Source organism: Spirosoma horti (genome assembly GCF_054776595.1).
In genome coordinates this window covers 747,791-769,531 of sequence record NZ_BAAHBQ010000003.1, presented here as the reverse complement: position 1 = coordinate 769,531, position 21,741 = coordinate 747,791, and the positions used below count along the sequence as shown (strand labels likewise).

The following is a 21,741-nucleotide window of genomic DNA, read 5'->3' as shown; positions in this document are numbered from 1 at the left end:
CCATTAATCAACTATATCACGTCAGGGCTTCAGACCACCTGGTTGAGGGGCTGGTGCTGTTTGCTGGGTCGCGGCCTTAAGACGGACAATTTCCTCAGCCTGGCTGCTGGCTTTGAAGTAATAATACAGGCCCAGTATCAGGAATATTTTCGACAGAATGAAAACGGCGATAAATGCAGGACGCCAGTATTTATGAACCCGGATATGCGTATTATCGACTTCAATATCTACATACGACTGTTCATTCGAGCGGAATTGGGTCGACTGCTGATGCGTTTTTGTATGGGGAGCCTCTTCCCATTTTTTGATTTCAGTTTCGCTGATGCGCAACGAAACCGCTTCCCGAATGCTGGGCGGAGGAGGCACCGCATTACGAAGGAAGTATTCTTCCATATCCGTTTCGAGCTCGTTCAACTCGGCCAGTACATCTGAATCTGTGGCCAGAAGTTGCTCGACTTCTTCCTTCTCTTTCTCTGTAGTTAAGCCTAACAGATACGCTTCCAGAATACCGTCTTTTAAATAATTATAGGTCTTCAAGGTAGTGGTGCTATTAAGACGAGCGGAGATGTTTGAAATACGTATAAATAGATTTTAATACGTTTGTTCGGGACAATTGCAGTTTTTCAGCAACAGCTTCGAGTGAATAGCCCTGACAAAACGATAAATTAAAAACGATGTTTTCCAGGTTATCGTTCGTGTCAAATTGATCGTTCGCATCAGAATTCGATAAAATTGGCGAAGACGCTGAATTTACTGGTTTAGCGGCAAGTGCTTTCACTCTGGCCAAACGAATGATCTCACCGGCCGTATGGGCTGGAATTTCAGCACTGGCTATTAACTCGGGCGATGAAAACAAATCGATTAATACTGCCTGCGCTCGTTTGGGTTCTGGAATAATCCGTAAGATGACACCGTACGCCATCGAGCTGTACCGGTCATACAACGTTAAATGGTCTGCATGTCTTATAACTTCCTGAGAAGTTTGTTTTTTTTCTGCTTGTTTCATTCTACTCCCACCCCTATAATTGATACGATAGGATGACTAGTTAGTATGGCTAGTCACTATACTGAGATTACACTTTTAAGTTTATATATGGGTCGATGCGTAAATAAACGCCTGTCATATGACGTAAAATTTATTTAAACATCAGAAATTTTGTATTGAAATCAAAAAAAACGTTAACATATATTAATAATATTGCCTCTACTTCCTTTGAGGATACTTTACTATAAATGGCTGTAAGTGGGGGGCGAACGAGATTATTAACTGTACTTGTGCCGAATACTTTGCGTCAGTAATTGATAAATTTCGGCCAGTCTGGGCTGACTGCTCAGGTAAGTTAAATGTGTGTCAATGGTTGTTAAATCACCCCGGCGGGCTGGTCCCGTCTGGACAACGGCGGGATCCGGAGCCGCCAGCCCTTTCCGAAATGTTTCGGTAATAATAGGCCGCAACAAGTCGAATTCCAGATTATCCCGAACCGTCAGGTCGTGCGCAATGGCGAGCAGGTGATTGGTGAAATTACAGGCAAAAACAGCGGCCACATGTAAGGTACGGCGTTCCTCGGAGGTGATAATGTAAACAGTATCGCTCATCTCCTGTCCTAACTGAACCAGCGTATCTTCCGTCGTGCTGTCAGTAGCTTCTATGCACAGTGGAATTTCGTCGAACAGCATAAAGGATTGCCCTTTGGTGAAGGTCTGAAGCGGATAAAAAACGCCCGTTCGAACGGGGACATCACTGTAAATGGCCATCCAGTTCTCGAGCGACTTAAGGGGCCGGGCGCCCGAGGTGTGCACAACGATGGCATTTTCGGGTAGCACCAACTGGGAGCAAACGCTTTCGAGCGCATCGTCGGGAATGGCCAGCACGAAAAGCTGCGACGGGCTATCCGCAAAATTTAATTCGGAGTGGGTGTGGGCATCGTAGAGATTACTGACTAGCTGCCGGGCGTGCTTGAGTTGGTGACTATACACCTCGTTGATGTGGTGCCCCGCATTTTCGAGCGCCGGAGCCAGGTGCCAGGCCAGGTTGCCTGCGCCAATAAACGAAATTTCCATGCTCAAGTATAGGCTATTTTAATTGAATCAAAGGTGTGTTTGCCCTATTGTCTATCCAAAGCAGAGCGTTCGCCAGGGTTTTCAATGGTAACATTCCCTAATTAGGATCGTCATTTGTCAACCATTTGGCTAGTCAACCAGTTACTTATCTTGATTAATCTACTAAACTATTAGATTAAGACGCTAAATAGACAAGTCTCGCCTTCATCCATATGGAAATTCTGGTCCTGATCGTATACGCAATGGCCTTACTACTGTTGTTCGTATATAACTGTGGTCAATTAAGTTTGATAATCAAATACTTACGTTCGGAGAAACAGCGCCAGACACTCGCTCAATCAGGTAGCCCGATTTCGCCAGATAAATTACCCCTCGTTACAATTCAACTGCCGGTTTATAATGAATTGTATGTTGTGGAGCGGCTCATTGATGCCGTCGTGCAGTTAAATTACCCGAAAGAAAAGCTCGATATACAGTTACTGGATGATTCGACCGACGAAACCGTCGAAATCATTGCCCGAAAAATAGCGGACTACAAACGACAGGGCTTTGCCATCGAACACATTCGCCGACCCGAGCGCAACGGGTTCAAAGCAGGGGCGCTGGCCTATGGATTGACAATTGCCAAAGGGGAATTACTCGCCATTTTCGACGCCGACTTTGTGCCCGATCCGGAGTTTCTCCTAAAGACCGTTCCGCACTTTGACGACCCAAAAGTGGCGATTGTGCAAACCCGCTGGGAACACTTAAATGAAGATTTTTCGCTGATAACCCAGTTGCAGGCGTTTGGTCTGAACGCCCACTTTACGGTTGAGCAGAGCGGGCGGTATGCCGCCGGGTTACTGGCAAATTTTAACGGTACGGGGGGCGTTTGGCGGAAAACGGCCATCGTTGATGCGGGTGGCTGGCAAAGCGATACCCTGACGGAAGATCTGGACCTGAGCTACCGGGCTCAGTTGCGGGGCTGGAAGTTCGTTTATCGGGAAGACGTTGGCTCCCCGGCCGAACTGCCCGTTGCCATGAACGCCCTCAAGTCACAGCAATATCGCTGGATGAAAGGCGCTGCCGAATGCGCCCGCAAGCTTTTTGTGAATGTCCTCAAATCGCCGGACGTCTCTTTCTCAATGAAACTGCACGCGTTTTTTCACCTTTTCAGTAGCGCTACCTTTATTCTGGTGCTGTTACTGGGCGTGATGAGCGTACCCCTGATTTACATTCGCAGCCAGCATCCCGAGTGGGAGTGGGTGTTTGTGGTTATTAATTTATTTCAATTTAACCTGTTGATTCTGATTACGTTTTACGGCATACCCACCTGGTTTTTGAAAGGAGCCAACAAGCGTAAGTTAGCCTGGTATTTCCCGATGTATTCATCGCTCATGATGGGTTTGTCACTGCATAATACGATTGCCGTTATCGAAGGGTACATGGGCCGGAAAACGCCTTTCGTACGAACCCCCAAATTTAATGTCAAAACGGCGACCGATAGTTGGGCGGCCAACAAATACATTAGTCGCCGGATTAATTGGCTAACCGTGGTGGAAGGCTTGTTGGCTTTTTATTTTTTAGGTGGTCTGGCGCTGGCTATTTATATCCACGACTACCGCATGTTTTTTCTTCACATAATGCTCATGGTTGGCTTTGGCATGGTCACCATCTATTCACTAATTCAGGCCGTAAACCGTTCGGCACCAGTAACCGCCTAAGTCATCTTCGGCCTAGGAAGCTCACTCAGATTAAGTAAGGAGAAGGATTTATCGGCAGATTCTGGCTTGGTAATTGTAGGGTTTTGCCGTAAGCGGGCACATCATCGGGACAGAAAAATCTGAAACGATGCGTTGCCGGTTCGTATGGCATCTGCTTAATTCCTACTTTTGTTTATTGTTTATGCTGAATCTAAACAAAACGGCTAGTAAAAAAACTGTCCTGCAACAGACGATTGCTCCGTTTCTGGCCGTTTGATAGAAGAACGTCCCATTCGCTACTTATTCTGAACCTTATAGTGTCTTCAATGGTGAACCCCTACTTTGTTCACAGTTCTGTCGTTAGCCACCTCGTTCCTACTGTTAGCCGACTCCTGTTTCTGCCAAACGGGTGGTTGATGCTGGGATGCTGGCTACTTATTGGGCTGAGTGTAAGCGTAGGGCAGGACCAACCCGCGCCCGCCCGACGCGGTGCTGCTGCAAGACGACAGCAGGCCGTGACCGATTCGGCTCGTGCCGATGCACGTCGGCGGGCAATCATGCGTGCCGATTCGGCGAAGCAGGCCATTCAGGATCGAAATGACAGCATTCGTGCCTTGCGGAGTGCCAACAGACGGCCAACGGTTAACTGGCCTGATCGGCGCGCAACGCGCTTTTCGGAGCGATCATCCAAATCGCCTTTCATTCTTCGTGACCCGAAAGGCGTATCGACCGATTTTCGGCTTGGGCCAGATGGAGGTATTGCAGTAACGGAGCGCGTTCGTACGGGCGTGTCGTTGTCGGGGGCGCCCATGAGCAACACGGCTACGTCTGCCGCGCCTGTGTCGGGTACCAATGGGGCAGGGACAACCCCAGCCAGTGCGCCTGTGTCCATTCTGCCCCCCTCGCAGTTTGGCCTGCCGTATCGACCCGCCGAGACAATTCCCTATTCGACCTATAACCAGCTTCAGAACCAGCGCGTTGAACAGAATATCTGGCGGGAGTACAGCGCCAAGCGTGATGGGCAAAGTGCCTTAAGTGGGCGGGGGCTGGTGCCAAAGCTCGAATTGCCGCCTGTTATTGACCGGCTTTTTGGCGGTAGTCAGGTTGATTTTAAACCCAACGGTTTCGTAACGCTCGACTTTGGATACCTCTATCAATTCATCGACAATCCGGTACTTCCCGTACGGCAGCGAAGGAATGGTAACTTTCTGTTCAATGAGCAGATCAACATAAATTTCAACGGGAAGATTGGTGAAAAGCTGGGCGTGCTGGCTAACTTCGATACGAAGGCCAGTTTTAACTTTGAGAATGCACTTAAGCTCAATTACAAACCGGGTGGTGGTTTGCCCGCTTTTGGTACAGGACAGGGGTTGCCAGGTATGCCCAATTTGCCGAGTGTGCCTAACCTGCCGGGTGCACCAAATTTGCCCGGTATGACGGGTTCGACGCCCACCTTTACGCCCCAGAACGAGAGTATTCTGCAAGGGCTCGAAGTGGGAAATATAAGTTGGGCCGTTAACAGTCAGCTAATTCCGGGTGTACAAAATTTATTTGGGATAAAAACCCAGTTGCGGTTCGGTAAATTAAACGCCACGCTGGTTGCTTCCCAGCAACGGTCCCGTAAGAACGAGATTGTTTTGCGGGGGGGCACCTCCAATCGACCTTATGAAATCCGGGCTGATCAATACGATGAAAACCGACACTTCTTTCTGTCGCAATTTTTCCGGGCCAACTACGAAGCCTCGTTAAAAACGCTGCCGCAGGTAACCTCGGGGGTGAACGTGACTCGCGTAGAAGTGTATGTAACGAACCGGACCAACACAACCGAGTCGCTCCGCAACATTGTCGGTTTTCAGGATTTAGGCGAAGGAAATCCGTATAGTCAGACCAATCCGAACTTACCGCCGTTTTCCCGGAATAACCGAACCCCGGCAGACAACGCGGCCAACAGCCTGTACAACAAACTGACGGCTAACTCCGCCAATCCACTCCGGCAGGTAGATCAGACAAACGACATTCTGACCAGCCAGTATCAACTGGCCAAAGGAACAGACTACGACCTGCTTCGGGGTGCCAAACGCCTGACCGACCGCGAATATAAACTCCAGGCTGACCTAGGCTATATTTCGCTGGTAACGCCCCTTCGCAACGATGAAATTCTGGCCGTCGCCTATGAATATACCTACCAGGGCCGACGCTACAAGGTAGGTGAACTGACAGAAGATTACCAATCCCGCCGACCCGAAGAAGTACTTGTATTGAAGTTGTTGAAGTCGGCCACCCTGCGCAACAACCTGCAATTGCCGATGTGGAATCTGATGATGAAAAACATCTATTCCCTCCCCACAGCGCAAATTACCCGGCAGGGATTTCAGTTACGGATTATCTATAAAGATGACGTAACGGGTATCGACAACCCGAACTTACAGGAAGGGCCCATCCAGAATATACCATTGGTACAGGTATTTGGCATGGACCGGCTCAACCAGCAACTGGATGCTCAACCCGATGGTAATTTTGACTACGTCGAGAATATAACCATCGATAGTCGATACGGGAAGATCATTTTCCCGACTCTGGAACCCTTTGGGGCCTACCTGGCTACCAAACTCGGCAACGACCCGTCGTTGCGGGCCAAGTACGTTTTTGATCAGCTTTACCGCACGACTCAAACGGATGCTCAGCAGATTGCCGAGAAAAATAAGTTCTTCCTGAAAGGAGCCTTTCAATCAGGTAACGGGGCGGAGGTACAGTTGCCATTCGGCGTCAATGAGCAGTCGATTACCGTTACGGCCGGTGGCGTGCCGCTGATGGCCGCACAGGATTATATTTTTGAAGCGCAAACGGGCCGGTTGCGAATTATTAACGAGAGCGTAACCAACTCGGGTCGGGAGATTCGCATAAGCTACGAACAGCCGGATCTGTTCCAGAACCAGATCAGAACGCTGGTGGGTACGCGGCTGGATTACGCCATCAACCGGGATGTGAGCGTTGGTCTGACGGCCATGCACATGAAAGAAACGCCCGCTGGCTTTCTGACCCGCGTCGCGCTGGGGAATGAGCCGGTCAATAACACTATTCTGGGGCTGAACACGACCATCCGAAAAGATTCACCCGGGTTGACGCGTTTGCTGGATGCGTTGCCGGGCGTACAGACTAAGGAACTGTCGACAATCCAGCTAACAGCTGAAGTGGCCCAGCTATTTCCCGGGACCAACCAGAAGGCACGGAATGAAAGCTATCTCGATGATTTTGAGGCTGCCCGAACCATTTATGACCTGACCCGTCAACCAACGCGCTGGCGACTGGGGGCCACCCCGCAGCAGTTTCCGCAGGGAACATTTGCCGATCCGTTGCCATTTGCCTATAACCGGGCCCGGATATCGGTCTATACTGTAGATCCCAGTATTTTTGGCTCAACGGGTACGCTGGGTGTCGCAACGAATATTGACCTGGAAGACGTGAACGCCCACGTTTATGAGCGGCCATTTTTGCCCCAGGACTTGTTTCCGGGCCGGTCGGCGAGGGTAGTGCAGTTGCCCGAAAGTATCCTGGACGTAGCCTACTTCCCGAACGAGCGGGGAATGTATAATTACAATACGAACCTGGATGCCGATGGAAACCTGTCGAACCCAAGACAGAATTTTGGGGCTGTAACACGGGCCATAGCTTCGGATATTGATTTCGATAATGCCAATATCGAGAACGTAACGTTCTGGCTCATGGACCCTTTTGTGACGGGGTCAGCTGGGGTCGTGCGAGGTAGTAATGATGACGCCAAGAACAAAAACAATACCACCGGTGGTAAGCTGGTTTTTAACCTTGGCGATATTTCGGAAGACGTCATAAAAGACGGCCGTTATGAGTTTGAAAACGGTTTTCCCGCCAGTGCCGACAACACCGACTTGCGGGTTGGCACCGTTCAAACGACGAACTGGGGGAAGGCGCCAACGCAGCAGTTTGTTACGAATGCGTTTCAGAGTGGCGTTCGTGATCGGCAGGATATTGGTCTGGACGGACTCAGCAGCCAGCCAACGATTCCAACAGGCGTTACCTCTGAGCAGGAATTTTTTCAGAACTACCTGCGGGCCATTCAAACACGGGTGACCAACCCACAGGCGCTGGCCGACATCCAGCAGGATCCTTCGGGTGATGATTTTAAGTTCTACCTGGGCGAAGAAGCCGACCAGCAGAAATACCTCGTGGCGCGTTACAAGCGGTTTATGGGTATGGAAAATAACTCGCCCGAAAACACCAGTACCAACCAGTTCCTGACCCCGGCTTCATCGACACTACCTGATATTGAAGACCTGAACATCGATAACACCATTAACGACAACGAGGCTTATTACGAGTATGAGTTAGACTTACGGCCTGGAAAACTGGAAGTTGGATCGAATAAGTACATCGTCGATAAAGTATCCGTGCCGACAAAAGGCGCACCGGGGGGCGTTGTCAACTGGTACCAGTTCCGGATTCCGATTCGTGAACCGCTACGGAAAGTAGGCAGCATTAACGGGTTCAAGTCCATGCGCTTTATGCGGATGTACCTGACCGATTTTGCCGAGCCCGTTGTGCTCCGGTTTGCCGAACTGCAGATGGAAGCCAATCAGTATCGTAAATACACCGGCGACCTGACGCAACGTGGTTTGCAGGAAGTGCCGGAGCCTTACGACGCTAATTTCACCGTTTCTACGGTCAACGTAGAAGAAAACAGCAGTACGCAAACCTCAACCGTTGGCGGGGCCAAATACATCTATTCGGTGCCGCCTAACTACCAGCGCGATCGGGACTACACGCAGCCAACCGTTGTTGAACTCAATGAGCAGTCGATGCGCCTGAGTGTGACCAACCTGCGTGATGGCGATTCGCGTGGCGCGTTCAAAAATACCAATTTCAACCTGCTGTTCCGGGAGCGTATCCGAATGTTCGTGCACATGCACAACCCCGACAACGAAAGTATGCCAGGGGTATCAACGTTTGTGCGGATTGGTACGGATTACACGGATAACTATTACGAAATCGAAATTCCGAATCTGGTAGCGACGCCCCCTAACACGTCTGATCCTGAAGCGGTATGGCCTACGGGTAATCAACTGGATTTGGCGCTGGAGGAGTTGATTAACCTGAAAGCTAACCGGAACCGGATACTCACCCGCCGAACATCGCTGCCTTATTCAGAGCAATCGGCAGACCAGCACTATATACTGACCGTGGTGGGTAACCCCGATCTGAGTTCGGTACAGTCGGTTATGATTGGCGTTCGGAACCCGAAAATTGCTGGCGACGGCGAACGACCCAAGTCATTTACCGTTTGGGTCGATGAGTTCCGGGCCTATGGCTATGACCAGCATTCGGGTATGGCGGCTATTGGCGCGTTGAACATGAAGCTGGCCGATATTGGCACGCTGACGGCTTCGGGCCGAATTACGACCTTTGGCTTTGGAGGTGTACAGACGCGCATTGGTGACCGGGCCTTGGAAACCACCTCTGAATTTGGGTTCTCGTCGGCCCTGTCCATCGATAAATTTTTGCCAGCTAGTTGGGGGCTCCGTATTCCGTTGTATGTCAGCTATGACCACCGGAATGTAAATCCACACTTTGACCCGCTCGATCCCGATACGCCGTTGGAAACGTCTCTGTCGACCAAAGCCGAAAATGAGCGGGATAGCTACAAGCAGTTGGTGCAGGATAATACGACGCGCCGGGGGTATAATTTCTCGAACGTTAGAAAAGTAAAGACGAACCCGAATGCCAGGTCACACTTCTGGGACTTTGAGAATTTTGCGTTCACCTATGCATTTAATGATGCCAAACGGACTAATATTCTTACGCAGGAATACCTCCAGCAACAGCACCGGGGCGGCATTGCCTATACCTTTAGTGGGCAGCCCAAGGCGTTTGAACCCTTCCGGAATGTGGCCTCGTTTGAGGCTCCGTACCTGCGCTGGCTAAAAGATTTTAACCTGACCTTGCTGCCTACGCTGGTATCTATCCGAACGGATATGGATCGGAGTTTTATCAAAACACAACTTCGCTCATCGGACCTGACGACCAATGGCATTGTGCCGCAGTTCGAGAAGTATTTTCTCTTCAACCGCTATTATGATCTCACCTGGAACCTGACGCGCAGCCTGGTACTGACCTATCATGCGCAGGCCAACGCCATCATCGACGAACCTGCAGGCGACATCAATACCCAGGCGAAACGGGATTCGATCATCAACAGCATCAAGCACCTGGGCCGGATGAAAAACTTCGTACAGGACATCCGGGCTACGTACCGACTGCCGCTGGACAAGATCCCGCTCCTCGATTGGATTGCGGCCGATGCCGTGTATGGTGTTGGCTACCAGTTTCAGGCCAACTCGTTTGGCGTTACCGATTCACTGGGCGTTCCCTTTGGCAACATCCTGCGGAATAACCGCGAACGGGGCATTACAGGCCGCGTCGACCTGATTCGGCTGTATAATAAAATCCGGTACCTGCGCTTTGCCAACACGCCCGCGCCTGTTCGCAAGAACTTCGCCCGGAATCCCGGCGATATCGAGGATATTGTTCGGGGAGAGAGCAAGGTGTTGAAAAACTTTACGCGGGCACTGCTCACTGTGCGGGGCATCAATTTCTCCTACGTTCAGCAGGAGTCAACGATCCTGCCCGGATTTCTGCCAACGCCTAAATTATTTGGTTTAAGCTCCGAAAACGCCCCTGGACTTGGGTTCGTGCTGGGTAGTCAGGACCATAATATCGCCTACAAAGCTGCCGATAAAGGCTGGCTGTCGCCAAGTACCGTACTTAATACGGCCTTCCAGCAGAACATTACCAAGAAGTTTACGGCCAGTACGACTCTGGAGCCCTTTAAGGATTTCAGGATGCAGATCAACTGGCGGCTTGACCGTACGGATGCCTACCAGGAATATTACCGCCCTGGCTCGCAGGGCGGTCCGTTCGAGACGTTTTCGGCTGTGCGTAACGGACAGTTCAGCATGTCATTCTGGTCATTCCGAACCGCCTTTATTGGTTTGCGGGGCAACAGTACATCGCCCATTTTCGATAAATTTGAAGAATACCGCCAATACTTTATTGATAAGCTGACGGCCGCCAATCCAGAGAAGACAGGCCGGTACGACAAGACATCGCAGGATGTGTTGATCCCCGCCTTTTTTGCTGCCTACAGCGGACAACCGAAGGAGAAAGCGCAATTATCGCCTTTCTATAACTTCCCACTCCCGAACTGGCAAGTGGCTTACAACGGCTTATCGGGCTTAGGGTTCATTCGGAAGAAGTTCAGTGCGTTTACCATCAACCATAGCTATTCATCGACGTATAGCGTCGGTAATTTTATTTCCAATCTGGATTATGGCGCTGCCTACGTCAATCTGGCAGTTCAGGGGTATCCGATGGCGGCTTCCATAAATCAGATCGGCCAGTACGTTCCTGTTTTTGCGATGAGTACGATTACCATGTCGGAAAAATTTGCGCCGATGCTTGGCGTACAGTTTCAGACGAAAAACCGAATCAGTGGTCGGCTGGAGTACAACCAGAGCCGTGATATTGCGCTGAGTCTGTCTAACTCGCAGGTGGCCGAACTGAGCAATAAGGATTTGACGGCTTCGGTTGGGTTTACCCGGCAGAACATGCGGATTCCGTTCAAGATCAACGGAGCTTACAAAAAGCTGAAAAACGACCTGACCTTCTCCTGCAACCTGACGCTACGCGACACACGGGCCATTCAGCGGAAACTGGATGCCGAACAGATCATTACGGCGGGTAATGTGAACTTTCAGTTGCGTCCACAAGTCAGCTACATCGTCAGCCGTCGTCTGAACTTTAATTTCTATTTCGACCGGACGTTCAACGATCCGCTTGTATCGAACTCGTTCCGGCGGGCCACGACCTCGGGTGGCGTTCAGGTGAAGTTCAATCTGGCGGAGTAAGGGGGCTGACTAATTAAGTCGTCTACCAACAATCCCGCTCGTTTGCCGGTTGATTCATTACATATTAACGAATATACCATGAACTATAAATCGCTTGGCAATACGGGTGTACTGGTCTCCGAGATTTGCCTGGGTACCATGACGTTTGGTGGCACTGGCTACTGGAAAGCCATGGGCGAACTTCAGCAGAACGCCGTCAACGACATCGTTAAAACTGCGCTGGACAACGGCATTAATTTTATTGATACGGCCAATGTCTACTCATTCGGAGAGTCGGAACGTTTGTTGGGGCAATCCATTAAATCATTGGGGCTGTCGCGCGATGAGCTCGTAATCGCTACCAAGGTACGGGGCCGGATGGGCGAGGGTAAAAATCAGGTTGGTCTGGGCCGTCTGCAAATTATGCAGCAACTGGAAGGTAGCCTCAAGCGCATGCAGGTCGACCATGTGGACCTCTATCAGATTCACGGATTTGACCCGATAACGCCCCTGGAAGAAACCATGCGCGGGCTCGAAGACGTCGTGAGAAGTGGAAAAGTACGCTACATCGGCTGCTCAAACCTCGCTGCCTGGCAGGTCATGAAAGCCAATGGTATTGCCGATAAATACGGTTGGTCGAAATTCATTTCCACCCAGAACTATTACTCGATTGCGGGTCGGGATCTCGAAAATGAAATCGTGCCGATGGTGCTGGATCAGCAAATGGCTATTCTGCCCTGGAGTCCATTGGCAGGCGGTTTCCTGTCCGGCAAATACACGCGAGATAACAAACCTGAGGGCGATTCACGCCGGTTGGGGTTCGATTTCCCCCCCGTTAACCAGGAGCGGGCCTACGACATTATCGACGCCATGAAGCCCATTGCCGACGCGCATGGTGTTTCAGTCGCGCGCATTGCGCTGGCCTGGGTCTTGGCCAAGCCGGGGGTCACCAGTGTGATTATTGGTGCTAAAAATACGGATCAGTTGCTGGACAACATCAAAGCCGTTGATGTCAGCTTAACGACGGAACAACTCGACCAACTGGATGCGATCAGTGCTACGTCCATACCTTACCCGCAATGGATGATTCAGCGGCAGGGTGGCGATCGGTTGGGGGTTGCTAATTTTTCGCCGAACCAGTCGACGGTAGCCGCTAAGTAAGGTGTAAAGGATGAAAACACGATGGGTAGCGGATGAGTGGCCAAATCCGGTTTGCAAATCCGGCCCCATCTACCGTATTTTGTGGGTATAAATCAATTCCCCTACAATGACTTTTCCTGCAGAACTAAGCTATACGGAGGATCACGAATGGATTCGGATCGAAGCTGACGGTACCGCCGTGGTTGGAATTACTGAATTCGCCCAAAATGAACTGGGCGACATTATCTTCATCGACGTAGCTACCGTTGGTCAATCGCTGGCCAAAGGTGATGTATTTGGCGCGGTTGAAGCGGTCAAAACCGTATCAGATTTGTTTTTGCCACTCGAAGGTGAAATTCTCGAACTGAATCCGGCCATTGAAAAATCGCCTGAACTGCTCAATAGCGATCCGTATGGAGAAGGCTGGATCATCCGCCTGAAACCCGCTGATGCATCGCAACAGGATGGCTTGCTAACCGCCGACGCTTATGCGGAGTTAGTGGGTGCCTGATTTACGTACTGAATACCAGAAGGCTCCGGAAGGGGCCTTTTTTTTAAACCATCTTTTTACTTCGGTCCCTTCCCTTGAAAAAAGAGGAGGGGAGTTCCTCATGCAACTCCTGATTCGTTCTGCCCATATTGTTGATGCTACTTCACCGTTCGATGGACAGGTGCGGGATATTCTGGTCGAAAATGGCCTGATTCGTCAAATTGGTGAAGCTATTTCTGTCGATGCTACTGTCCGGGTGATCGACGTGGAGAACCTGCATGTTTCCTCGGGTTGGGTCGACATGCGTGTGTCGGCGCAGGATCCCGGTTATGAACATAAAGAAGACCTCACGAGCGTTTGCCGGGCTGCTGCCGCCGGTGGGTTTACCGATATTGCCGTTTTGCCGAATACACAACCCGTTGTCGACGCAAAAGGAACGCTGGGCTATGTTCAGCGTATGGCCGAAGGCCAGCCAGTTAGTGTCCATGTCATTGCCGCTGTGACCAGGAACGCTGCCGGTGAAGATTTTACGGAAATGCTCGATTTGCACAACGGTGGGGCCATTGCGTTTTCGGATGGAAATCATCCACTCCAGAACCCGGATCTATTGCTCAAAACCCTTCAGTACCTGCAACCCATCAATGGTTTGCTCATGAACCGTCCGGAAGAAATGCTGTTGACCAAGTTTGGTCAGATGCACGAAGGCATTCAGAGTACATTGCTTGGCTTGAAAGGCATCCCTGCCGTAGCCGAGGAGTTGATGATCGAGCGCGACTTACGGTTACTGGATTACGTAATCAGTGAGGAGCCGAGTGCCGATGACCTGGGTACAACCGCGCCCGGCACGACGTCCCCGGCTCTTCATTTCTCCACGATCTCAACGGCTCGCTCCGTCGACTTGATTCGGCAGGCGAAGGCGCAGGGTAAACCCATTAGTTGCGATGTAGCGGCTCACCAGCTTGTTTTCGATGATTCGGCGCTGGCTGGCTTTGACACGAACCTGAAAGTTAATCCACCCTTTCGGTCGCCAGATGACGTGGCTGCTTTGTGGGCGGGACTGGCCGATGGCACTATCGATGCCATTGTATCGGATCATACGCCACAGGATGCCGAAAGCAAAAACCTGGAATTCGATCAGGCCGAGTTTGGGGTAACGGGACTCGAAACAGTCTTCGCCAGCACCATCACCCACAACCGGGCGTTGTCTCTGGCCCAACTGATCGATAAACTGGCAACCCGTCCCCGGCATATTTTGCGGCTTCCCGCCTTAAGCATTGCTGAAGGACAACCCGGCAGCCTGACGCTGTTCGATCCAACCGGCACCTGGACATACGATCGGACACGCTCTAAATCAAAAAACTCACCGTTTCTGGGCCAAACGCTCACTGGCCGCGTCATTGGCACGGTGCATCGGGGCCAATTTACTCCTACCGTATGAACAGTATCCTTGCTTATTTTTCGCACCCGTTACTGAAAATTCCCCTGCTCTCCGGGCTGGCCACGGGTGTTCTCTGTTTTCTTTATTTCCTTGGTTTATACGCCATTGGCGTACCGGCTCTGGGTAATATTCGGGTGCTCGATTACGGCATTCATATCATCACGATACTGGCTACCATCTGGTATTACCGGAAGTATGTAGGGCATGGGCAACTGCATTTGTGGGAAGGGCTGACCATTGGCTACGTTCTCAATACAGTAGCGGCACTGGTAACCGGATGGCTCATTTATCTGTTTGTTACGCAAATTGATCCGGGTGTTTTTGCCGAATACGTAACGAATTCCAAAAAACTTCTGCTGGAAGGCAAGAAGCAGATTACCGACCAGTTTGGCCCCGAAACCTTCGCACAGCAGTGGGAAAAGGTATCAACGATGGAGCCCGGTGTTTTGCTTCCCGACGAACTGACCAAAAAAACGGCCCTGGCTGTGCTGCCGGTACTCGTTATTTCGCTTATTTTCCGTAAGCAGGACTATAGCATCATGCAATAACCTAATCGACTATGAATGACCAACCTTCTACTGCCCGTACTTCCCTGAAATGGGGTGCTATCCTTGGCCTTATTTGGATAGCCATTACGTTGGTAATGTACCTGACCGACCAGTCGACTAACCCGTTGTTCACTGGGCTTACGCTCGGTGCAATGGTAGCTATGCTTGTTCTGTCGATGCGGGATTACCGAACGCTCAATGGGGGTTACATGAGTTATAGCGAAGGATTAGGCATTGGTTCCCTGGTCTCAGCGGTATCGGGGCTATTGTCATCTGCCTTCAGTACGTTTTACAATGTGTTTATTGACCCCACTATTCAGCAACGCGCTATGGAAAAAGCACGTGAGAAGCTGGAAGCCCAGGGGAATATGTCTGATGAATCGATCGATCAGGCGATGGAATGGTCACAAAAGCTTCAGTCACCTGGCTTTACGTTCATCGCCGGTGTTTTTGGAACAATAATAGTGGGCTTTCTGCTGGCGTTAATTGTCGCGGCCTTTATACGTCGCAATAAGGCAAATCCGTTTGAGTAAATAGATTTACGGTATATGGTTTTTGGTTTACGGTTTTTGGGACATTCTTCTAGCGTAACGATATACGGAAAACCGTAAACCGGATACCATAACGTATAAACCATCCTTTCGTGCTGGCTATCTTTCGTAAAGAAATTAACCAATTTTTCTCGTCGCCCATCGCCTACATCATTATGGGCGTGTTTCTGACAGCGATCGGTTTGCTGCTTTGGGTTTTCCCGGATACGAGCCTGCTGGAAAACGGCTATGCCGATATGGGGACGTTCTTTAACCTTACGCCCTATGTCATGCTGTTTCTGGTGCCTGCCATTACCATGCGCTCCATTGCGGATGAGGTACGCTCGGGTACGCTCGAATGGCTGTTGACCAAACCGGTGAGCCGATGGGGCGTAGTAGGCGGTAAATTTCTGGCAAGCTGGTTACTCGTTATGCTGACACTTTTGCCGACGCTGCTGTATTACGTGACTTTGTATCAACTCGGTTCGCCCGTTGGTAATATCGACTCGGCGGGCGTATTCGGTTCTTATATTGGGTTGGTCTTATTGGCCGGCGTATTCGTAGCGATCGGGTTGTGGGCCTCGTCACTCAATGACAACCAGGTCGTTGCTTTTGTACTGGGGGTATTTTTTTGTTTCTTACTTTACGTAGGGCTTAGTGCACTGGCAGGCCTATCGGTTGTGGGAGGCTTATCGTATTACTTATCGCTGTTTGCTCTCGATGAACAGTATCGGGCGCTGGGCCGGGGCATTATCGACTCCCGAAACGTTATCTATTTGCTTAGTCTTATTCTTTTGTTTCTCTTCCTCACAGCCAACGGGCTGAAATCGACCAAATGAAACTAACTCCAACCCTATTTCGCTGGCTGGCCATTGTCTGGACAGTGATCATGCTGATTGGCTGTTTGACACCTCATTCAGAATTGCCGGATGAACTGGTAAACTGGAATGACAAGGCGCAACACATTGCCATATTCGCCTTGTTCACGCTTCTGTGGCGGCTGGCCGGCCTTAAACTCCTTACGGCAGCCCTTGCCGGATTTGTGTTTGGGGCGCTTATCGAAGTTCTTCAGTACGTACTGCCAATCAACCGAAGCGCCGACTGGGCCGATCTTTTTGCCGATAGCATCGGCGTCGTTGCCGGACTACTTCTGGTGCCCGTCGCTCAAAAAGTAATAGATGGTATTAGTGGCAAATTAGTCAATGAGTAAGTCATACGTGGCTGACACATACTGGTCGGTACTCGGCCAATCTTGATCCACTTACCCATTCCGATAGGGGTCCACGTAGAGTTCTGTGAAAGTCTTTTGTCAAGCTTTTACAGTCTGGGAAAAATAAATTTTATTTTAACGAGGTATAATTCAATTCAAATCCTCTAATTTCGTTAATATACTTAAGAGGTCCAGACAGTTTCTATTGTCGTCCAAAGCGAAATTGAAACCGTCTGGCTTTTTAATTAATAGACCCTTAATAATACTAGGCATACATGAAGGTACTGAGCACCCTGCATGACCCCACTTTTACGGGTCGTGATTATAACCGGCTTGACCGATTTTTTCTCCAGTATATCAAAGATGAGCGTGACCTGCCCTTTATCTACCTTACCCTACGAATTAGCCTGACCCTGATTCCCTTAAGCGTTCTGCTGTTTATGCCCTTTCTGACGGGCTGGGCCTGGTGGGCGGTAGCTGTCCTGCATTTCTGTTTTAGCAATTTTGGTGTAAAAGGGCCCTTTGGGCTCATGCTCCACTGCACGAGCCATCGGCAGTTTTTTAAGACGGAGTATAATTGGATGAATTATTACCTGCCCTGGGTGCTGGCTCCATTTTTTGGCCATACGCCCGAGACATACTACAGTCACCATATCGGTATGCACCATCCCGAAAACAACCTTGAAGACGATGACAGCAGCACAATGACCTTCCAGCGCGACAGCGTTCGGAGTTTCATTGCCTACTTCGGTCGATTCTTTGTCATAGGGGTGCGCAATCTACTGACGTACCTGCGCCGGAAAAACCGCCCTAAGCTGGCGGTTCGGGCTATGACGGGTGAGCTTGTTTTTGCGGCTGTTTGTATCGGGCTCTGCTTTATCAGCTGGCCTGCCGTAATCGTTGTGTTTGTGTTTCCACTGTTTGTTTATCGGCTGATCGCTATGGTGGGCAACTGGACGCAACACGCCTTTGTGGATGGTGAAGATCCGGGTAATGCCTACAAAAACAGCCTTACCTGCATCAATGTGAAGTATAACAGAAAGTGCTGGAACGATGGGTATCATATTAGCCATCACGTACGGCCAGCGATGCACTGGACAGAGCATCCAACATTTTTTCTGAAAACGATTGATAAATACGCCCAAAATAAAGCCATCGTCTTTGACGGAATAGATTTTGGGCAGGTATTCTTCCTGCTGATGGGAAAAAAATACGATGTACTGGCTCAGCACATGGTCAACGTCAATGGCGCTTTTGCCGATGATAACGATGCCATTGCCTTACTGCGTCGACGAACACAACGCATTCAGGCTCCGGCAGCCCACAAACCAGGCGTTCCGGCCAGGTCTCGGGCAGTTGTAGCAACGGCCTAGCCTATTTATCGAAAAATTGAAAACCACCAGCTCCACAGTCCTAAGTGATCTCTGTAGAGCTGGTGGTTTTTCGTTAACTATTGCCGCCATCAATTCGCCGTTCGACGATGCGTTGAATATCGGTTGGCACATTCGATAAGAAATCGTAGCCGGTGAGGTTTTCCAGGTCGTCGACACTTGTAATATAGGCACGCCAGGGCTTATCGGCCGCCGATTGATTATTGGGAATGTTGACGGCAATGATTCGGGTGTTGGGGGAGATGCGGGCGGCATCATCGGAGCCGGTCGGTAAAACAACGATGATTTTCCACAAGGTGGATGGAACTGTTAGCTTTCCATTAGCGAGTGTGGTTGCGTAGCCATTTTGACCTGTACCGCCAGCACCCCAGGTTCCGGCAATAACGTATACCTCATTACCGTTTGTTGTTAGTTGGCGCTCGTAGTCCTCTAAATTTTTCCACACTTCCCGATTGTTTTTCGGCGCTTGTGGCACGATGTTGGTTAGGAGAAACGTGGCAGCATTTTCTTCAGGTGTGGCATCGCGGTCGTCAGACGGGCACAGGTGCCCCCGGTCGAAGCCGGTATTGGTGTAATCCGAGGGTTTGGCCGCATACCAGCCCGAAGGCAGGGCAGCATCCGGACGAAAGTCGTTGGTTCGGCGGCTGTCGCCTTTCCAGGCCGAGCTTAGGTGCCAGCTAACCCAATTGGCAATACCCCGGCTTCGGTTGTAGGATAGCACATAGCCTGATTTTACCATTAGGTAATTATTGGGATTATCAACTGAGGCTGCACTAGGATTACCCAGCGCCAGATTATCGTCGCGGGTGGGTTCGGTGGAACCCGAACTGGTGGGGCTGGTCGTTTTCGGGATGCTGGCGGGCAGGCAGCCGTTGAAAAGTACACCCAGACCGAGTGTTAAAACAATAGTTTTGAGTTGATTGAGGCCTTTCATTGATTTTCCTGACATTCTTACGGAACTTTGACAGAGTATAAATGTACTGAATCTCCTCGCAGCCTATTATTGAAACTGAGTAAAGAATCAAATTGACCTAAAATAGACGATCTATCTGCTGTTATGGCTAAAAAAAAGCAATCATCAGGCGTTGAGAGTTCTCGCCCGGCCTCAGAAAGGCCAGTTGCTCCTAAACCTGCGTTGACTACCACAAATGGCTCCGGTCGGCCCGGTTCGTCTCGCCCGGCTGACTCAGCCCAGCGTGCCCCCCTGCGCCCTGTGGCTACCAAGCCTGCCAGCGAGACTCCTGCCACTGACTTGCCGATCAGCAAGCGTCCGGTAGAATGGTGGCCCCCACTGGTGCTGGCCTTACTTGGTTTTGCGTTGTATATTAACACCTTTGGGCATCAGTATGCCCTTGACGATATTGCGGCCGTTGGCCAAAACTTATTCGTAAAGCGTGGAATTGCGGGTATTCCAGACCTGCTCCGTACCGAATTCTGGCACTTCAGTAATATCTCGCTGGGTTATTATCGCCCGCTGTCGCTAATCACCTTCGCGCTCGAACAGGAATACTTCAAGGATAATCCGAACATCAGCCACATGATCAACGCTGGCCTCTATGGCCTTACGGGTCTGGTTATTGGTGTCTTGCTCCAGAAATGGCTGTCTAATCAAACCATTACCGCCTTCCTGATCGGTCTGGTGTTTATGGCGCATCCGCTGCATACCGAAATTGTTGCCAACATCAAAGGACGTGATGAAATCCTGAGTTTCCTGTTCATTGCCCTGATGCTGTTATCATACTGGCGGTATCTGGAAACCAACCAGTGGGGTTGGATTGCGGGCGCCTGTGCATCGCTTTACCTGGCATTCCTGTCCAAGGAATCGTCGATTGTCAGTCTGGCCCTGATTCCGGCAATGCAATACTGGTTTGCCCGCCGGAACGTGTGGCAATCGCTGATTAGCCTCTGGCCGTTTTTGATTGTAGCGGCTCTGTTCTTTTACCAGAAGCAGAAAATGATTGGCACACTGAGCGGAACGCCACCTGTTGACTGGGCCAACTACCCCTATGCCATCGAGAAGACCCAGAAATCGACCATGTTCAAGTTTCTGGAATATTATATCCGGTTGATGATTTTGCCCCATCCGCTCGTTTATGACTACTCCTACAACGTGATTCCGTCGGGCGGGAAAGGTGATTTATTGACCTGGGCTGGCTTTTTTACCTTGCTGGGACTCATCTGGCTGGCCTGGAAAGGCTTTGTGAAGCGTACCCTTTGGGGCTTTGGTATTTTCTGGTTCTTCGTCACGATGGCACCGGGCCTGGGCTTTATCTGGATTCGGGGCGGCATTTTTGCCGAACGTTTTTCCTACGCAGCCGTCATGGGTTTTGGCTTTGTGCTAATCTGGGCACTTCAGAAGTTCCTGGTGCGTAAACCTGCAGAGTCGGGAGAAACCACGAGCCAGCCCATACTGGCCCGCTATGCCCCCTTGCTTGGCTTGATGGCTGTTGTAACGGGTTTGTACTCATTCAAGACCGTGGAGCGTAACCGTGATTGGGAAAATAACTTTGTGCTCTTCAATTCAGCCTTGCCGTATGCGCCCAACAGTTGCCAGGTGCAACGGCACGTAGCCAATGAGTGGATTGAGAAAGGTGTGAAAGACCGGGCAAAAGCCGATTCAATTGCCAACGCCACGAATGCCATTAAACCAAAGCCAACGCCCGAGCAAATCAAAAAGGCGCAGGCGCTGATTGACACCAATATTGCTCATGCCAACAAACATGGTCGTTGGGCGCTCGATCACTTACAGGAGTCGACCCGGATTTATCCAAACTTTGGCGAAGCGTATTTCTCGATGGCTTACGTGTTCCAGAAAATTACGCCCAACGTCGATTCCGCTAAATATTATTATAAGCAGACCATCCGGGCAGCCAACGCTTATGCGCCCGCCTATAATAACCTAGGAGTCATTTACCAGGGCGAAGGGCTCGCACAGAACAACCGGCAGAAACTGCAACTGGCTTCGTATTACTACAATCGCTCGATGGTGGTCAACCCTGCCTACGTGGATGGGCAGAACAACCGGGCGAACCTGATGAAAGCAACGGGTATCGACGTGCAGGTTCTACCCGATTCGATTATCAATAAGTACTAGCGTCATTAAACCAGAATGCGGCACGGGCCACTCGTAACTACGAGTGGCCCGTGCCGCATTGTAAGGAAGACTTACTCGTTCATCAGCTCATTGAGGATCTTCTGAGCCGCTATCGGAATCACCGTTCTGAATCGAACTGGTTCAATTGATAAGAATCGACATAAATTCAGCCAGAGTCAGGCATGTCAGCTAAATAGAGCAGTCATACATCCTAGTTGAGGGCGGGGGATGGCCATCTTTG

General features: G+C 50.4%; 15 protein-coding genes. 11 read left to right on the top strand and 4 right to left on the bottom strand.

Annotation, left to right across the window (positions count from 1 at the left end; genetic code table 11):
* Positions 1-21 precede the first annotated feature (21 nt).
* The 3 genes from ACYVAM_RS10935 to ACYVAM_RS10925 form a co-directional block, all read right to left on the bottom strand.
* Complete coding sequence (locus ACYVAM_RS10935; protein ID WP_461066792.1) at positions 22-537, bottom strand: hypothetical protein; 516 nt, start codon at positions 535-537, stop codon at positions 22-24.
* Between the two features lie 13 nt (positions 538-550).
* Positions 551-1,006, bottom strand: coding sequence for a hypothetical protein (locus tag ACYVAM_RS10930; protein ID WP_461066790.1), 456 nt, complete (start codon positions 1,004-1,006; stop codon positions 551-553).
* Positions 1,007-1,263: 257 nt separating this feature from the next.
* A complete protein-coding gene (locus ACYVAM_RS10925) occupies positions 1,264-2,061 on the bottom strand; it encodes a Rossmann-like and DUF2520 domain-containing protein (protein ID WP_461066788.1) in 798 nt (265 codons plus the stop codon).
* Positions 2,062-2,273: 212 nt separating this feature from the next.
* Between ACYVAM_RS10925 and ACYVAM_RS10920 the strand changes: the two genes are divergently transcribed.
* The 10 genes from ACYVAM_RS10920 (at position 2,274) to ACYVAM_RS10875 (ending at position 18,388) form a co-directional block, all read left to right on the top strand.
* Positions 2,274-3,764 carry a cellulose synthase family protein gene (locus ACYVAM_RS10920; RefSeq protein WP_461066786.1) on the top strand — a complete coding sequence of 497 codons (1,491 nt, stop codon included), beginning with the start codon at positions 2,274-2,276 and terminating at the stop codon, positions 3,762-3,764.
* A gap of 305 nt (positions 3,765-4,069) precedes the next feature.
* A complete protein-coding gene (sov, locus tag ACYVAM_RS10915) occupies positions 4,070-11,680 on the top strand; it encodes a T9SS outer membrane translocon Sov/SprA (protein WP_461066784.1) in 7,611 nt (2,536 codons plus the stop codon).
* 78 nt (positions 11,681-11,758) lie between these two features.
* Complete coding sequence (locus ACYVAM_RS10910) at positions 11,759-12,820, top strand: aldo/keto reductase (protein ID WP_461066782.1); 1,062 nt, start codon at positions 11,759-11,761, stop codon at positions 12,818-12,820.
* A gap of 106 nt (positions 12,821-12,926) precedes the next feature.
* Positions 12,927-13,310 (top strand): glycine cleavage system protein GcvH, encoded by a 384-nt coding sequence (gcvH, locus tag ACYVAM_RS10905; protein ID WP_461066780.1) that lies wholly within the window; start codon positions 12,927-12,929, stop codon positions 13,308-13,310.
* Between the two features lie 100 nt (positions 13,311-13,410).
* The gene (locus ACYVAM_RS10900; RefSeq protein ID WP_461066778.1) at positions 13,411-14,727 is read left to right on the top strand and encodes a dihydroorotase; all 1,317 of its coding nucleotides are present in this window, start codon (positions 13,411-13,413) and stop codon (positions 14,725-14,727) included.
* Positions 14,724-15,275: a DUF4199 domain-containing protein gene (locus ACYVAM_RS10895; RefSeq protein WP_460940532.1), complete on the top strand. Its 552-nt coding sequence runs from the start codon at positions 14,724-14,726 to the stop codon at positions 15,273-15,275. Before ACYVAM_RS10900 ends, ACYVAM_RS10895 begins: the two co-directional genes overlap by 4 nt.
* Before the next feature lie 11 nt (positions 15,276-15,286).
* Entirely contained in the window at positions 15,287-15,808 is a 522-nt protein-coding gene (locus ACYVAM_RS10890) for a DUF4199 domain-containing protein (RefSeq protein ID WP_461066776.1), read from the top strand.
* A gap of 110 nt (positions 15,809-15,918) precedes the next feature.
* Complete coding sequence (gene gldF / locus ACYVAM_RS10885; protein WP_461066774.1) at positions 15,919-16,644, top strand: gliding motility-associated ABC transporter permease subunit GldF; 726 nt, start codon at positions 15,919-15,921, stop codon at positions 16,642-16,644.
* Positions 16,641-17,015 (top strand): VanZ family protein, encoded by a 375-nt coding sequence (locus ACYVAM_RS10880; RefSeq protein WP_461066772.1) that lies wholly within the window; start codon positions 16,641-16,643, stop codon positions 17,013-17,015. Before gldF ends, ACYVAM_RS10880 begins: the two co-directional genes overlap by 4 nt.
* 275 nt (positions 17,016-17,290) lie before the next feature.
* Complete coding sequence (locus ACYVAM_RS10875; RefSeq protein ID WP_461066770.1) at positions 17,291-18,388, top strand: fatty acid desaturase family protein; 1,098 nt, start codon at positions 17,291-17,293, stop codon at positions 18,386-18,388.
* A 73-nt stretch (positions 18,389-18,461) separates the two neighbouring features.
* On the opposite strand, the gene ACYVAM_RS10870 is transcribed toward ACYVAM_RS10875, so the two are convergent.
* Positions 18,462-19,355 (bottom strand): DNA/RNA non-specific endonuclease, encoded by an 894-nt coding sequence (locus ACYVAM_RS10870; protein WP_461066768.1) that lies wholly within the window; start codon positions 19,353-19,355, stop codon positions 18,462-18,464.
* A gap of 108 nt (positions 19,356-19,463) precedes the next feature.
* Between ACYVAM_RS10870 and ACYVAM_RS10865 the strand changes: the two genes are divergently transcribed.
* Positions 19,464-21,500, top strand: coding sequence for a tetratricopeptide repeat protein (locus ACYVAM_RS10865; protein WP_461066766.1), 2,037 nt, complete (start codon positions 19,464-19,466; stop codon positions 21,498-21,500).
* Positions 21,501-21,741: the final 241 nt, after the last annotated feature.

Excerpts from the sequence above, each read along its gene's own strand:
- ACYVAM_RS10930 (WP_461066790.1), bottom strand. The coding sequence starts at position 1,006 with ATGAAACAAGCAGAAAAAAAACAAACTTCTCAGGAAGTTATAAGACAT.
- ACYVAM_RS10925 (WP_461066788.1), bottom strand. The coding sequence starts at position 2,061 with ATGGAAATTTCGTTTATTGGCGCAGGCAACCTGGCCTGGCACCTGGCT.
- ACYVAM_RS10920 (WP_461066786.1), top strand. The coding sequence starts at position 2,274 with ATGGAAATTCTGGTCCTGATCGTATACGCAATGGCCTTACTACTGTTG.
- sov (WP_461066784.1), top strand. The coding sequence starts at position 4,070 with ATGGTGAACCCCTACTTTGTTCACAGTTCTGTCGTTAGCCACCTCGTT.
- ACYVAM_RS10910 (WP_461066782.1), top strand. The coding sequence starts at position 11,759 with ATGAACTATAAATCGCTTGGCAATACGGGTGTACTGGTCTCCGAGATT.
- gcvH (WP_461066780.1), top strand. The coding sequence starts at position 12,927 with ATGACTTTTCCTGCAGAACTAAGCTATACGGAGGATCACGAATGGATT.
- ACYVAM_RS10900 (WP_461066778.1), top strand. The coding sequence starts at position 13,411 with ATGCAACTCCTGATTCGTTCTGCCCATATTGTTGATGCTACTTCACCG.
- ACYVAM_RS10895 (WP_460940532.1), top strand. The coding sequence starts at position 14,724 with ATGAACAGTATCCTTGCTTATTTTTCGCACCCGTTACTGAAAATTCCC.
- ACYVAM_RS10890 (WP_461066776.1), top strand. The coding sequence starts at position 15,287 with ATGAATGACCAACCTTCTACTGCCCGTACTTCCCTGAAATGGGGTGCT.
- ACYVAM_RS10880 (WP_461066772.1), top strand. The coding sequence starts at position 16,641 with ATGAAACTAACTCCAACCCTATTTCGCTGGCTGGCCATTGTCTGGACA.
- ACYVAM_RS10875 (WP_461066770.1), top strand. The coding sequence starts at position 17,291 with ATGAAGGTACTGAGCACCCTGCATGACCCCACTTTTACGGGTCGTGAT.
- ACYVAM_RS10870 (WP_461066768.1), bottom strand. The coding sequence starts at position 19,355 with ATGTCAGGAAAATCAATGAAAGGCCTCAATCAACTCAAAACTATTGTT.
- ACYVAM_RS10865 (WP_461066766.1), top strand. The coding sequence starts at position 19,464 with ATGGCTAAAAAAAAGCAATCATCAGGCGTTGAGAGTTCTCGCCCGGCC.